We start from the raw sequence: 13,075 nt of genomic DNA, 5'->3' as shown, positions 1-13,075 counted from the left end.
CCAGACGAAGGCCGTTTCCGCGTACGGCGGTTACCGAACCGAGTGATCAAGTACGAGGCACCGTTCGACCTCGGACGTTAAAGGTCAAGCTAGCGCGTGTCCCCTTCCGGTGCGCTGCCTCCCGTCCGGGTCCGCCGGGCCGCTCCGTGGGCGAGCAGGGCGAACGTCACGACGGCACAGGCGATTTGCAACGGCGCGCGCAGTACGAAGCGTGCCGCGAGCAGGAGGTCGGCATCCCCGTGGAAGTACAGCACGGTCATCACGGCGGCCTCCGCGGCAAACCGTGCCGCCCACAGCAGGGTGAGCAGTGAGTACAACCGTGTTGAACCCGGAGCCCGGAACTGCCAACGCCTGGCGACCATCCGCAGCATCACGCCGATGAGGGGCCGCCCCACGAGGAAGCTGCCGAACAGCACCACCGCGTACACCGCGTCGAGCACGATGCCGGGGAGGAAGTAGTCCTGAGCCCGGCCCGTCAGCGCCGCGGCAGAGGCTGACACGGCCAGCAGTCCCAGGGCGGACAGCAGTTTCCGCACATGTCCGAGAGGTACAGCGATCAGCGTGGCCGCACAGCCGACCGCCAGCGCAACGCCCGCCGCAACGGTGAGTGACACCCCCGCGAAGCGCCAGAATCCATACCACACGAGTGTGGGCGCGCTCATCAACGCCATCAGGCAGGCGTCTCGAGCCATGACCGCGCGGCGCGACGGCAGTGACCCCTTCGAGTCTTGGGACACAGCGCGCATCGTTGCACAATTAACATCGCGTGACAGGCGGTTCGGCTCTGCCGCCACCGAGGCGCGACAGTCCGGATGCGACAGGCGCGCCTTGTCCTCATCCAGCGGTTCCTCTCACCGCAGTTGATCGGACGGCCGGCGCACGTCATGGAGCTGGGCGGAGCGGATGTCTCGTGGTAGGCACAGATGAATGCGAGCCTGTTCCGGGTGTTCCGGGTGTCATGCCCGGAACCGCGGCTTGTCACGGGTGCCGTCACCCGTTTGACTTCGCCTACGGGCCGGTCCGCTGAGCGGCGCCCGGGGCGGAGGGAAACCGACAGATGTTGATCGACAGCGCGGCCATGGCCCCCGCCGAGCGGGCCGAGGCGATCCGCGAGGCCATCTGGAACAGCGTGGTACGGGTGGAGATCACTCATCAGCCGGATCCCCGCCTGATCCGGACGGTGGGTGCGATCAGCGCGGTCGGACCGCTGAAGGTCTGCTCGGTGCGTGCCAACGCCACCACCATCCGCCGCACCCCCTCGCTCGCCCGCGACGACCTGGAACCGAGCGTGTTCGTCGGGCTGCAGGTCACCGGTAGCAGCATGGTCGTCCAGGACGGCCGGGAGGCTCTCCTGGAACCCGGCGACATGGCGCTCTACGACACGACCCGGCCCTACACCCTGATCAACAGGGACGGTATCCACCAGCACTTCTTCCGCGTCCCGCGTGCTGAACTCGCCCTTCCCGCCGCCACGCTGAACCGTGTCACCGCAGTCCGTCTCAGTCGTCGGGACCCGCTGGCCGACCTCGCCGCCACCTGCCTCCGGCGCATCGCCCGTCACCAGGCCCGCCCGGCCCCCTCCTCCGTGCCCAGCATGGACGCGGCGGGCCGGCCGGGCATCGAGCTGCTGCGTGCCCTCGTCACGTCCCGGCTCGGCGACCGGCGCAGCGCCGCCGAACCTCTGCACGACACCCTGCACCTGCGCATTCTGGACTACGCCCGCACCCACTTGGGCGACCACGACCTGACCCCGGAACGCATCGCAGCTCATCACCACATCTCGCGCCGCTGCCTGTACAACACGCTGTCGCGCAAGGGCATCTGCCTGGGCGACTGGATCCGGACACAGCGCCTGGAACGCTGCCGTGACGAGCTCGCGGCACCTGCCGCACGCCACCGACCGGTCTCCGCCGTCGCCTGGCGCTGGGGCTTCCCGAACGCCGCCCACTTCAGCCGTACCTTCAAACATGCCTACGGCCTCACCCCGAGCGAGTGGCGGGCCCTGCACTCCGCGGCACGGTGAGCCGGCCCCATACCCTCAGGTCTCCTCGCGGGGCACCGGGACTGCGGGGCGGAGCCGGTGGCGCCGCCACTCGCTCGGGGTGACTCCGTAGGCTTCACGAAAGCGCCGGGTGAAATGACTGGGGCTGGTGAAGCCGCAACGGGCCGCCACGGCGGATACGGGCAGTGCGGCATGGCGGGGTGAAGCCAGCAGGCGGCACGCCGCCTCCAGTCGCTCGCCGATGAGCCACTGTTCCAGACGGATGCCCGCGCGACCGAGCACCACGTACAACTGCCTCTTGGATATGGCGTGTTCCACGGCGATGCGCTCCGGTCCGAGGTCGGGATCGGTGAGGTGGCGGCGTGCGTACGCCGTGATCCGGGCCACCAGGGAACTGTCCATGGCCGCTCTGACCTGCCGGTCCCGCTCGTCGTGCGCCGCCGATGTCAGGAGGGCCCGCACGAGCTCGGTGGTGGCGTTCGCGAGGGCGGCGGCTCCGGGATCCGCTTCCAGGCGGCCCGGATCCTGCCAGAGCGCCCGCAGGTGGCCCAGGAGCAGGTCGTGCAAGGGACTGGCCCGCAGCCGAACGGAGGCCCGTAGCACGGTGTCGACCGGCACCCCGAGGTATTCCATGTCCATGGTGATGGCCTGCGAGGCCCCGTGTCCGGACCAGCCGTAGGTGCGCGGCGCGAGCTCGTGGAAGACACAGATGTCCTCCGGCCCCAGGGTGAACCGCCCGCCCGCCTGCTCGGCCCGGTGGACGCCCCTGGTCTGGAGTGAGACCGAGACCACCGGACGGTCCCGGTGCCCGCGCACGTGCCTGGTCGTCCGCCGGACCTCGAAGCCCGAGCACCGTACGTCGAAGAGGTCCAGCCCGCCGACCCGCCATGCTTCGATCCGGGCACGCATCCCCGACTCGGGCTCTTCGTGAACGATGTCGTTCGGCACGGAGGTGTCCGTCATCGCGTGGTGGAACGCGTCCACCCGGTCGCGCGGTGCGAAGTCCTCCAGGTCCAGCAGCAGCACGAACTACCCCTCCATCACGGTTGTCTGAATCCGGCGGTGTTCATCCTTCCGGGAGCGGGTGCCCGCCCACTTGTCCGTGCGTGCCGATCCCTGTTCTCCGGCGCCCTCCGGCCGGAGCCCTGCGCCGAAGGGCAACTCCCCTGCGCGGACAGGCGACCGCACGCCCTCCCCTCCGTCTAGCTTCGGACTGCGCCGCTGCCCGGTACGGCGTGGGCATACGCCCTTCGATCCGACGAGAGGTCCCGTCCGTGACCGACCACACCCCCGCCGCACCCGTACTCGAGCCGGCCGCCGCCGACTTCGCGGAAGCGACCGGGACACCGCCGTTCCTGTTCCAGATCCCGCCGGCCGAGGGCCGCAAAGCCGTCGACGAGGTGCAGTCGGGCGACATCGCCAAGCCCGACGTGGACGAGGAGTGGGTGACCGTTCCGGGCGGCCCCACCGGCGAGGTCAGGGCCCGGATCGTCCGGCCGGCCGGGGTGAGCGGCGCCCTGCCCGTCGTCCTCTACATCCACGGAGCGGGATGGGTGTTCGGGAACGCGCACACCCACGACCGCCTGGTCCGGGAACTGGCCGTCGGCGCCCGGGCCGCCGTGGTCTTCCCCGAGTACGGGCTGTCGCCCGAACACCGCTACCCCGTCGCCATCGAGCAGAACTGGACGGTGGCCCGATGGGTCGTCACCGACGGCACCGGCCACGGCCTGGACGGCACCCGCATCGCCGTCGCCGGGGACTCCGTCGGCGGCAACATGGCCGCGGCACTGGCCCTGATGGCCAAGGAACGCGGCGGCCTCACCCTGCTTCAGCAGGTCCTCTTCTACCCCGTCACCGACGCCGCCTTCGACACCGGCTCCTACCACCGGTTCGCGGAGGGGTACTTCCTGCGCCGCGACGGCATGCAGTGGTTCTGGGACCAGTACACGACGGACGAGGCACAGCGGGCGGAGATCACCGCCTCCCCGCTGCGCGCCACCACAGAGCAGCTGACCGGGCTGCCGCCGGCGCTGGTGATCACCGCAGAGGCGGACGTCCTGCGGGACGAGGGCGAGGCGTACGCGAACCGGCTGCGTGCCGCGGGCGTGCCCGTCACGGCAGTGCGCTACCAGGGCGTCATCCACGACTTCGTCCTGTTGGACGCACTGCGCGGAACCCAGGCGGCAGCGTCCGCGATCGAGCTCGCCGTCCGCGTCCTGGAGCGGACACTGGCCGATGGCTGAACCCGAACCGGCGACCGCCGCGGCGCCGGCGCACGGCCCGGCCGGCGGGGGAAGGTACCGGGAGCCCGACCTGCGCCGGATGACGCGCATCAATCTGCGGCCCATCGCCTCGCCCATGCCGCTGGGCTTCTACTCCGTGGCCATCGCCTCGGTGATCGTCGGCTGCTTCCAGATCGGGATCTTCGAGGAGGGCACGCATCGCGCCGTCGGCCTGGCCATTCTGCCGGCCTTCGTCCTGCAACTGCTGGTGAGCTATTTGGCGTTCGGCGCGCGCGATGTGCTGGCGGCAACGCTCATGGCCTGCTTTTCGGGCCTGTGGCTGGTGAGCTCTCTGACCCTGTTCGTGGACGCGCCGGGCGGAAACCGGGTGCTGGGCGTGCTCAACGCCGTCTTCGCCCTCTTCGCCGTGCTGATGGCATCCGTCGCGGCCCCCAAACGGGCCCTGTGGCTGGTGCTGTGCACGGCCGTCCCCCGCTTCGCCGTGGCAGCACTCGCCAACCTCACCGGCGCGGCCTGGCTGAGCACCGTCTCGGGGGTCCTCGGGCTCGTGCTGGCGGCCGTCGCCCTGTACACGGCCTTCGCCCTGATGCTGGAAGACATGCGCGGCGAGCCGGTTCTCCCCATCGGCCGCAGCGGCCCCGCGCATCACGCCGTCGAGGGCGATCTGGCCGTCCAGTTGCGCAACCTCGAACGGCAGGCCGGCGTACGCCGCACCCTCTGACCCCCCGGTCCCCTGGCCTCCTGCCCCTTCCCCTTCCCCTTCGAGAGCGAGCACCGTGAGCAGCAGCATGCCCGTCGGCGGCATCACCGCCACGCCCGGGCCGGCCGGTCGTCCCCGGGACGGCCAGGCCGCCGAACTCGTCCTGCGCAACGCACGCATCCACACGCAGGACCCCTCCCGGCCCGCCGCGACGGCGATCGCCGTGCGCGGTGGCCGGATCACGGCCCTGGGCGACGACGGCGACGTCGCCCGCCTGGTGGGACCGGCCACCCGGGTGGTGGACGCCCTCGGCCGGCGGGTGGTGCCGGGGCTGAACGACTCCCATCTGCACGTCATCCGGGGCGGCCTCAACTACGTCCTGGAACTGCGCTGGGACGGCGTGCCCTCCCTGCGGCAAGCCCTGGCCATGCTCCGCGAGCAGGCCGGGCGCACTCCCCGGGGCCAGTGGATCCGGGTGGTGGGCGGCTGGACCGCCGAGCAGTTCGCCGAGCGCCGGATGCCCACCGCGGCCGAACTCACCGCGGCCGCGCCCGACACCCCGGTGTTCGTCCTGCACCTCTACCAGTCGGCCATCCTGAACCGGGCGGCCGTGCGCGCGGCGGGATTCACCCGGGACACCCCCGACCCCCGGGGTGGGCAGATCGTCCGGGACCGGAACGGTGAGCCGGGCGGCCTGCTCCTGGCCGCCCCCAGCGCGCTGATCCTCTACTCCACCCTCGCGAAGGCCCCCGCGCTGGACGAGGCCGACAGGATGGTCTCCACCCGGCACTTCCTGCGCGAGCTGAACCGGTTCGGCCTGACCTCGGCCGTGGACGCGGCCGGCGGGTTCCAGAGCTTCCCCGAGAACTACGCCACCGTCACCGAGCTGGCCCGCGCGGGCGAGCTCAGCGTACGCATCGGCTACCACCTGTTCCCGCAGACCGCCGGCCAGGAGCTGGCGGACCTCGCACGCTGGACCGAGACGGTCCGGCCGGGGGACGGCGACGCATGGCTGCGGCTGAACGGTGCCGGGGAGAACCTGACCTGGGCCGCCGCCGACTTCGAGAACTTCTCCGAGCCTCGCCCGGAACTGGGCTCCTACGAAGGCGAGTTCGAGAAGGCGGTCCGGCTTCTGATGGAGAACGGCTGGGGCTTCCGGCTGCACGCGACGTACGACGAGACGATCGGCCGCGACCTCGCCGTCTTCGAGAAGCTGGCCGCGGACGGCCTGTTCCCGGCCGGAAACCGCTGGCTGTTCGACCATGCCGAGACCGTCTCCGCCGGGAACCTGGAGCGGATCGCGGCCCTGGGCGGCGGGATCAGCGTGCAGAACCGGATGTCGTTCCAGGGCACAGCCTTCGCCCAGCGCTACGGGGCCGAAGCCGCCGCGCTCGCCCCGCCCGTCGCCGACATGCTGCGCCACGGTCTGCCCGTCGCAGCGGGCACCGACGCCACGCGCGTCTCCTCGTACAACCCGTGGGTGGCCCTGCACTGGCTGGTCACCGGCCGGACCGTCGGCGGCGCGGCCCTGCGGCCGGCCGGGCAGCTTGTCTCCCGCGAGCAGGCCCTGGAGCTGTACACCCTCGGCGGGGCGCGGCTCACCGGTGAGGAGGAGCACAAGGGCGTCCTCGGCGAAGGCCGGTTCGCGGATTTCGCCGTCCTGTCCCACGACTACTTCGCCGTGGCGGCCGATGACATCCCGCACATCGAGTCCCTGCTGACCGTGGCCGGCGGCCGGATCGTGTACGCCGCCGGCGAGTACGAGGGCCTGGACGAGGCCCTCCCGCCGGTCAGCCCCGGGTGGAGCCCGGTCGCGCACTTCGGCGGCTACCAGGCCACGCCCCCGCCCTCGGTGGCCGGCGCCCGCCAGGCCGATCTGCTGGCGGAAGCGGTCGCCGCCTCCGAGCAGCACCGCCGGTGGAGAGCCGCGCGCGGCTTCGCCCCCGAGGAGCCGCCCGCCGACTTCGATCCGTGCTTCGTCCTCTGACCCGCCCGCCTGCCCGCTCCCCATCTTTCCCATCCCACAGCGTTTATCTTCGAGAGGAACTCCTCATGTCCGACTTCAACTTCGACCTCGACGCCGTCACCGCCGCACCCAGCCGCGATCTGCTCACCCCCGACAACGCGATGATGCTGTTCGTCGACCACCAGCCGCAGATGTTCTTCGGCGCCGCCAGTACGGACCGCGTCGCCGTCATCAACGCCACCGTGGGCCTGGCCAAGGCCGCCCGTGTCTTCGACGTCCCCGTGGTGCTGTCCACCGTGGCCGCCGAGTCCTTCTCCGGACCGATCCTGCCGCAGCTGCGCGAGGTGTTCCCCAAGCACGAGGTCATCGACCGGACCTCCATGAACGCCTGGGAGGACGAGGCCCTGGTCGAGGCGGTCAAGGCCACCGGCCGCCACAAGATAGTGCTCTGCGGCCTGTGGACCGAGGTCTGCCTCGTCCTGCCCGCCCTCTCCGCCCTCAACCAGGGGTACGAGGTCTACGTCGTCGCCGACGCCTCCGCCGGCGTCACCCCGGCCGCCCACGAGCACGCGCTGCAGCGGATGACCGCCGCCGGCGCCGTGCCCGTCACCTGGCTGCAGGTGCTCCTGGAGCTCCAGCGCGACTGGGCGCGCACCGAGACGTACGCCGCCACCACCGACGTGGTGAAGGAACACGGAGGTGCGTACGGCCTGGGCGTCGTCTACGCCCACTCCATGATCGACCCGCACGCGGCCGGCTGACCGGACCTCTCGACCATGGACACCGGACTGCTCCTCCTCCGCCTCCTGGCGGGCCTGCTGATCGCCGCGCACGGCGTGCAGAAGGTCAGCTTCCGGCTCGGCGGCAGCGGACTGGCGGGCGGGACCGAGGAGTTCCGGCGCGACGGCTTTCGCGGCGGGGCGCTCACCGCCCTCGCCGCGGGGGCCGGGCAGATCGGCTCCGGCCTGCTGCTGGCCGCCGGAGCCCTCACTCCGCTCGGCGCCGCCGGGGCGATCGGCGTGATGACCGTCGCGCTCACCGTCAAGTGGCCCCACGGCCTGTGGGTGCAGCGCGACGGCTACGAGTACCCCCTCGTCCTCATCGGCATCGCCGCCACGCTCGCCCTCACCGGTCCCGGCCGCCTCTCCGTCGACCACGCACTCGGCCTGCCCCACTGGCCCGGCTGGTCGGCCGCGGCCGCGCTGGCCGCCGGGTCGGCGGCCGGCCTTGCCGTACGCGCCCTGCTGCACGACCCGGCCGCGCCCGCGCCCCCGGCTCCGCCGAGGTCCCCCTGACCGCACGGCCCGACACTCCGCCCCATCCCGTACCTGGAAGGACCCCGACCATGACCGGCCGTCCACTGAGCCGACGCCACACCCTGCAGTCCGCCGCCGGCGTCGCGGCAGCACTGACCGTTGCCGCGGCGCCTCCGTCCTGGGCGGCCGCCGCCGGACCCGGCACTGAGCCGGGACAGACCGGGAAGCCGACCGTGATCCTGGTCCACGGCGCCTTCGCCGACGCCTCCAGCTGGAACCCTGTCACCGAACGGCTCCAGCAGTACGGCTACCGGGTGGTGGCCGTGGCCAACCCGCTGCGCGGCCTCACCCACGACTCCGCCCACGTGGCCGCCCGGCTCGCCGCCGTCCCCGGCCCCGTCGTCCTGGTCGGCCACTCCTACGGCGGCGCGGTCATCACCCAGGCCGCCGCCACCGCACCCCACGTCAAAGCCCTGGTCTACGTCTCCGCGTTCATCCCCGACGCCGGAGAGGTACTCGGCGAGCTCGCCGCACGGTTCCCCGGCTCCCAGCTCGAAGCCTCCCTCGACCCCGTACCCGTACCCGGCCCCGATGGCACCCCCGGCGTCGACCTCTCCATCCGGCCCGACCGCTACCGCGAGGTCTTCGCCCAGGACGTTCCGCGTCCCATGACACAGGTGCTGGCCGCGGGCCAGCGCCCGCTCAGCGGGTCGGCGTTCACCGACCGGGTGAGCAGCGCGGCGTGGCACACCGTGCCGTCGTGGACCCTGATCTCCAGCCGGGACCGGGGCATCGTCCCGGAGCTCCAGCGGTTCCAGGCCTCCCGGGCTCGGTCGCGGACGGTCGAGGTGCCGTCCTCCCATCTGCCGATGTACAGCAGGCCCGATGCCGTGGTCGCGCTGATCCGGTCGGCTGCCCGCACCGTCACCGCCTGATGTCCCGCCACCTCTGAGGAGCCACCCTTGTCATCTCCCGAAACCACCCCGTCCTGCGCACGTGACCACGCCCGGGTCGAGGCGGCCAACGCCACCGGCCGCATCCCCGTCGTCTTCATCCACGGCCTGTGGCTGCTGCCCACCAGCTGGGACCGTTGGGCCGCGGTCTTCGAGGAGGCCGGCTTCGCGCCCGTCACCCCCGGCTGGCCCGACGACCCGGAGACCGTCGAGGAGGCCAACGCCCACCCCGAGGCTTTCGCCGGCAAGAGCGTCGGACAGGTCGCCGACCACTTCTGCGGCCTCATCCGCGAACTCGACCGCAAGCCTGTGGTCATCGGTCACTCCTTCGGCGGCCTGATCACCCAGATCACCGCCGGGCGCGGCCTCTCCCGAGCATCCGTCGCCATCGATCCGGCGCCCTTCCGCGGCGTGCTGCCGCTGCCACTGTCCTCGCTGCGGGCCGCGAGCGCGGTCCTCGGCAACCCGGCCAACTACCACCGGGCCGTCCCTCTGACGTACGAGCAGTTCCGCTACTCCTTCGCCAACGCGGTCGGCGAGGAGGAAGCCCGCGAGCTCTACGACACCTTCGCCGTCCCCGCCCCGGGAGAGCCCCTCTTCCAGGCAGCTGCCGCGAACTTCAACCCGTGGACAGAGGCCAAGGTCGACACCACCTCCACCGACCGGGGACCGCTGCTGATCGTCTCAGGGGAGAAGGACCACACCGTCCCCTGGGCCATAGCCAACGCCTCCTACAAGAAGCAGGCCCACAACGCGCACGCGGTCACGGAGATCACCGAGCTTCCCGGCCGCGGCCACTCCCTGACCATCGACCACGGCTGGCGCGAGGTCGCCGACACCTCTCTCACCTTCGTCCGCCGCTTCGTCGACCCGGCCTCCTAGCTCGGCGCGGCCCAGGACCGGCCTCCTCCAGCCCGGACACACGGTGCCCCGCTGGGCCCCGGCGGCGGGAGGGAAGGGAGTGACATGAATCCTGATGGGCCCTCACGGCATGGGGGCTAATTGTTCAGGTGGGCCAGGAGGAGGTTGGGGTCCTTCGCCGTGACGTACGCGGCGCTCAGGACGTAGGCGGTGCCGCCGCGCAGGGCGATGGAGGTGGGGTTCTGCAGGCCGTCGGCAGCGGTCAGGACGGTGGAGTGGGTGCCGTCGGGCTGGACGAGGGCGACCTCGCCGGGACCGTTGAGGGCGGCCAGGATCTGGTCGCCGTGGCCGGTGAAGGCGAAGTCGTCGATCCCGGCCAGGCCGGTGGCCCGGGTCTGGACCGGGCCGGCGCGACCGTCCCGCAGGACGGGTATGCGCAGGACGGTGCCCCGGTCGAGGTTGGTGACCCACAGCGCTCCGCCCCGGATCTTCAGCCCGTTGGCGCCGAGGAATCCGGTGGAGGCCAGTTCGGGGGCGGTGGACCAGGTACGGGGAGTGCCACCGGTCGTGGGCACGCTCGAAATGGTGCCGAGGACGGAGTCGGTGAGGTAGAGGGTCTGGGTACGCGGGTCCAGGGCCAGGCCGTTGGGCAGGCCGGCCGCGGGCAGCTCCGCGATGCGCTGCGGTGCGCCGCCGGGGCGCAGGCGCCACAGTCCGGTCAGGTCGGCTGTGCCGGTGGCGTACAGGAAGTACAGGGTGCCGTCGTGTGCGCGGACGATGCCGGTGGTCAGCGCGAAGCCCAGGACCGGGGTGTGGATGCCGCCGTCGGCGGGTGCGGGCAGGGTGGCCAGGATCCGGGTGGATCCCCCGGGGGTGATGCGGGCGATCTGGCGGGCGGCGGCGAAGGTGACGTACGCGCTGCCGTCGGGAGCCAGCGCGATGTTCTCGGGCGTCTGGTGCCGGGTCAGGTCGAAGTGCGCGGCGATGCGCGCGCAGCTCAGCGGGGCGGAGACGGCCGACGCGACGCCGGGGGTGGCCGCGACGACCGCTGATGCGGTCAGTACGACGGCTGCCGCGGCGGTCTTGGACAACGTGTTCTTGAACATGGTTCCTTCACTGTTTTCGGCCATGCGGCAGCGGTACGCCGACGCGCGGGGTGGGTGGGGGTGGCTCCGGCCGGAGGCCTCGTGCGCCGGGCTGCTTCGGGCGGCGGCCGGTGGCCGCCCGTACCCGGGTGGGTGGAGGGATGGACGGGCGCTCTCGGATGTCCGCCCGGTGTTCGGTGGTGTGTGCCGGGTCAGCCGGAGCCGGACCGGATTCCCGGTCGCGCCGGGTCGTGCTGCGGGCTGACCTGGGCGAGCAGGGCCAGCGTCGTGCGCGCGGGCGAGTCGGCCCCGGTGGTCGCGACCACGATGTTCTGCCCCTGGCCCTGCTCCTGGCCCGGGCCCTGACTCAGGGTCTGTTGGGTGACGGTCAGCGGGCCGACGAGCGGATGCCGCATCTCGTAGGTCGCGACGGCGCACGCCGTGACGCGGTGGTCGGCCCACATGGAGGCGAAGTCCGGGCTCTTCGAGCTCAGTTCACCCACCAGCGCGTGGAGCGCGGTGTCGTCCGGGTGCCGGCCCGCCACCAGGCGCAGATTCCCCACCACGGCCCTGGCCTTGGCCGGCCAGTCGGCGTACAGGTCACGTGTGTGCGCGTCGAGGAACACCATCCGGGCCATGTTGGGCCGCTCCGCCGGCCGGTCCGGGGCGTCCGGGTCCAGGTGTCCGGCGAACAGCGCATGGCCCAGCCGGTTCCATGCCAGGACGTCACTGCGGCGGCCGCTCACGATCGCCGGGACGTGGACCAGCGCCTCCAGCAGCTGGCCGGTCGCCTCGGTCACCCGCTCCTGGGCGGGCCGGCGGCCTCGGCCTGAGCCCGTGGCCGACGACCGGGCCAGGTTGTGCAGGTGCAGGCGCTCGGCCTCCTCCAGCCGCAGGGCGCGGGCGATCGCGTCCAGCACCTGTGGTGAGGCGTTCAGGGACTGCCCCTGTTCCAGCCGGGTGTAATAGGAGACGCTGACACCCGCGAGCGAGGCCAGCTCCTCGCGTCGAAGACCCGGCACGCGGCGCCGCTCCCCGTAGCCGGGTATCCCGAGATCCTCCGGTTGCAGCTGGGAGCGCCGCGTCTGCAAGAACTCCCCGAGCCGCACTTTTGCGTTCATGGATCCGAGTATGGGCCGGGCCCGACCGCACAGCCTGACCCTGGCGTGGATAGCCACCAGCGGGTCCGTCTCGCCGGCGGGACCGGTGGAGCAGTCCTGGCAACTCCTGCGCCTCGACGCGTGCTCGGCACACGCGCGGCCTTTTGCTCAGGTCACAGGGAGAGCCTCACCTCACCGTTGGGATGGACGGCCAGGAACAGGGCATCCAGGACCGTGCCGATGGGCGGGAAGCGGTCGGGCGTGACGTGTTCGCGTTCATCCGTCAGATTGATGAAGTCGATGAACGCGGCCCTCCCCGGCTGCGGGGAGAGCATTTCCACCTCCACCCCGAACCTGTCCCGATGGCCCGTGACCACGCAGCGCACGGGCTGGAGGAACTCCAGCCGGCCGTACGGTTCGGTCGGATCCTCGCTCACGAGTGATCCTCCCTGCTCACTGCAGCCCAGTCCCCTTCCCCTCGTCAGAACGGTACAACTGCCGTTCCGACAGCAGACGAAGACGGTTCGCAAGCTCCTGCACGCCGTCAAGGAAGTCGGCAAACTGCAGATTACCCGGCGTTGGACGGGCATGCGAAAGGCCGCCACCGCTTGCGCGATGGCGGCCTTTTCCCCTCAGGTCACAGGGAGAGCCTCACCTCACCGTCGGGCAGAACGTCCAGGTACAGGGCGTCCAGGACCGTGCCGATGGGCGGGAAGCGGTCGGGCGTGACGTGTTCTCGTTCATCCGTCAGATTGATGAAGTCGATGAACGCGGCCCTCCCCGGCTGCGGGGAGAGCATTTCCACCTCCACCCCGAACCGGTCCCGATGGCCCGTGACCACGCAGCGCACGGGCTGGAGGAACTCCAGCCGGCCGTACGGTTCGGTCGGATCCTCGCTCACCGGTGAAA

The 13,075-nt window shown here is 71.7% G+C and carries 14 protein-coding genes; 8 read left to right on the top strand and 6 right to left on the bottom strand.

Translation table 11 applies throughout. The features are described 5' to 3' along the window. Positions 1 to 89: 89 nt before the first annotated feature. Positions 90 to 671: a DUF3159 domain-containing protein gene (locus tag ACFY04_RS32990; RefSeq protein WP_389122487.1), complete on the bottom strand. Its 582-nt coding sequence runs from the start codon at positions 669 to 671 to the stop codon at positions 90 to 92. 386 nt (positions 672 to 1,057) lie between these two features. Between ACFY04_RS32990 and ACFY04_RS32985 the strand changes: the two genes are divergently transcribed. Continuing rightward, the gene (locus ACFY04_RS32985; protein ID WP_389122486.1) at positions 1,058 to 2,023 is read left to right on the top strand and encodes a helix-turn-helix domain-containing protein; all 966 of its coding nucleotides are present in this window, start codon (positions 1,058 to 1,060) and stop codon (positions 2,021 to 2,023) included. Positions 2,024 to 2,038: 15 nt separating this feature from the next. On the opposite strand, the gene ACFY04_RS32980 is transcribed toward ACFY04_RS32985, so the two are convergent. Then, positions 2,039 to 3,028 (bottom strand): helix-turn-helix domain-containing protein, encoded by a 990-nt coding sequence (locus ACFY04_RS32980; protein WP_389122483.1) that lies wholly within the window; start codon positions 3,026 to 3,028, stop codon positions 2,039 to 2,041. Positions 3,029 to 3,276: 248 nt separating this feature from the next. Here ACFY04_RS32980 and ACFY04_RS32975 point away from each other — a divergent pair, with 248 nt between their 5' ends. From ACFY04_RS32975 to ACFY04_RS32945, 7 genes are all read left to right on the top strand, one after another. Continuing rightward, positions 3,277 to 4,245, top strand: a complete 969-nt coding sequence (locus tag ACFY04_RS32975) for an alpha/beta hydrolase (RefSeq protein WP_389122481.1) — start codon at positions 3,277 to 3,279, stop codon at positions 4,243 to 4,245. Then, a complete protein-coding gene (locus ACFY04_RS32970) occupies positions 4,238 to 4,966 on the top strand; it encodes an acetate uptake transporter family protein (RefSeq protein ID WP_389122479.1) in 729 nt (242 codons plus the stop codon). Before ACFY04_RS32975 ends, ACFY04_RS32970 begins: the two co-directional genes overlap by 8 nt. 67 nt (positions 4,967 to 5,033) lie before the next feature. Next, positions 5,034 to 6,932, top strand: a complete 1,899-nt coding sequence (locus ACFY04_RS32965) for an amidohydrolase (RefSeq protein ID WP_389122502.1) — start codon at positions 5,034 to 5,036, stop codon at positions 6,930 to 6,932. Between the two features lie 65 nt (positions 6,933 to 6,997). Further along, positions 6,998 to 7,672: a hydrolase gene (locus ACFY04_RS32960; protein ID WP_389122477.1), complete on the top strand. Its 675-nt coding sequence runs from the start codon at positions 6,998 to 7,000 to the stop codon at positions 7,670 to 7,672. Between the two features lie 15 nt (positions 7,673 to 7,687). After that, a complete protein-coding gene (locus ACFY04_RS32955) occupies positions 7,688 to 8,206 on the top strand; it encodes a DoxX family protein (protein ID WP_389122474.1) in 519 nt (172 codons plus the stop codon). Positions 8,207 to 8,256: 50 nt separating this feature from the next. Beyond that, positions 8,257 to 9,102, top strand: coding sequence for an alpha/beta fold hydrolase (locus ACFY04_RS32950; RefSeq protein WP_389122471.1), 846 nt, complete (start codon positions 8,257 to 8,259; stop codon positions 9,100 to 9,102). 27 nt (positions 9,103 to 9,129) lie between these two features. Next, positions 9,130 to 10,002, top strand: a complete 873-nt coding sequence (locus ACFY04_RS32945; RefSeq protein ID WP_389122469.1) for an alpha/beta hydrolase — start codon at positions 9,130 to 9,132, stop codon at positions 10,000 to 10,002. A gap of 116 nt (positions 10,003 to 10,118) precedes the next feature. On the opposite strand, the gene ACFY04_RS32940 is transcribed toward ACFY04_RS32945, so the two are convergent. The 4 genes from ACFY04_RS32940 to ACFY04_RS32925 all read right to left on the bottom strand — a co-directional run bounded on the left by ACFY04_RS32940 (position 10,119) and on the right by ACFY04_RS32925 (position 13,067). Further along, complete coding sequence (locus tag ACFY04_RS32940) at positions 10,119 to 11,111, bottom strand: SMP-30/gluconolactonase/LRE family protein (protein ID WP_389122467.1); 993 nt, start codon at positions 11,109 to 11,111, stop codon at positions 10,119 to 10,121. A gap of 167 nt (positions 11,112 to 11,278) precedes the next feature. Then, positions 11,279 to 12,187, bottom strand: a complete 909-nt coding sequence (locus ACFY04_RS32935; protein WP_389122465.1) for a helix-turn-helix domain-containing protein — start codon at positions 12,185 to 12,187, stop codon at positions 11,279 to 11,281. A 152-nt stretch (positions 12,188 to 12,339) separates the two neighbouring features. After that, the gene (locus tag ACFY04_RS32930) at positions 12,340 to 12,603 is read right to left on the bottom strand and encodes a hypothetical protein (protein ID WP_389122462.1); all 264 of its coding nucleotides are present in this window, start codon (positions 12,601 to 12,603) and stop codon (positions 12,340 to 12,342) included. A gap of 200 nt (positions 12,604 to 12,803) precedes the next feature. Further along, positions 12,804 to 13,067: a hypothetical protein gene (locus ACFY04_RS32925; protein ID WP_389122460.1), complete on the bottom strand. Its 264-nt coding sequence runs from the start codon at positions 13,065 to 13,067 to the stop codon at positions 12,804 to 12,806. Positions 13,068 to 13,075 lie beyond the last annotated feature (8 nt).

It is taken from the genome of Streptomyces sp. NPDC001549 (assembly GCF_042894025.1).
Classification (GTDB): Bacteria; Actinomycetota; Actinomycetes; order Streptomycetales; family Streptomycetaceae; genus Streptomyces; species Streptomyces kutzneri.
Note: the sequence above shows the minus strand (reverse complement) of the source record. Positions and strands in the feature narration are given on the sequence as shown.

Coding starts and splice junctions, on each gene's coding strand:
- ACFY04_RS32990 (WP_389122487.1), bottom strand. CDS start 671: ATGGCGTTGATGAGCGCGCCCACACTCGTGTGGTATGGATTCTGGCGC.
- ACFY04_RS32985 (WP_389122486.1), top strand. CDS start 1,058: ATGTTGATCGACAGCGCGGCCATGGCCCCCGCCGAGCGGGCCGAGGCG.
- ACFY04_RS32970 (WP_389122479.1), top strand. CDS start 4,238: ATGGCTGAACCCGAACCGGCGACCGCCGCGGCGCCGGCGCACGGCCCG.
- ACFY04_RS32965 (WP_389122502.1), top strand. CDS start 5,034: ATGCCCGTCGGCGGCATCACCGCCACGCCCGGGCCGGCCGGTCGTCCC.
- ACFY04_RS32960 (WP_389122477.1), top strand. CDS start 6,998: ATGTCCGACTTCAACTTCGACCTCGACGCCGTCACCGCCGCACCCAGC.
- ACFY04_RS32955 (WP_389122474.1), top strand. CDS start 7,688: ATGGACACCGGACTGCTCCTCCTCCGCCTCCTGGCGGGCCTGCTGATC.
- ACFY04_RS32950 (WP_389122471.1), top strand. CDS start 8,257: ATGACCGGCCGTCCACTGAGCCGACGCCACACCCTGCAGTCCGCCGCC.
- ACFY04_RS32940 (WP_389122467.1), bottom strand. CDS start 11,111: ATGGCCGAAAACAGTGAAGGAACCATGTTCAAGAACACGTTGTCCAAG.
- ACFY04_RS32935 (WP_389122465.1), bottom strand. CDS start 12,187: ATGAACGCAAAAGTGCGGCTCGGGGAGTTCTTGCAGACGCGGCGCTCC.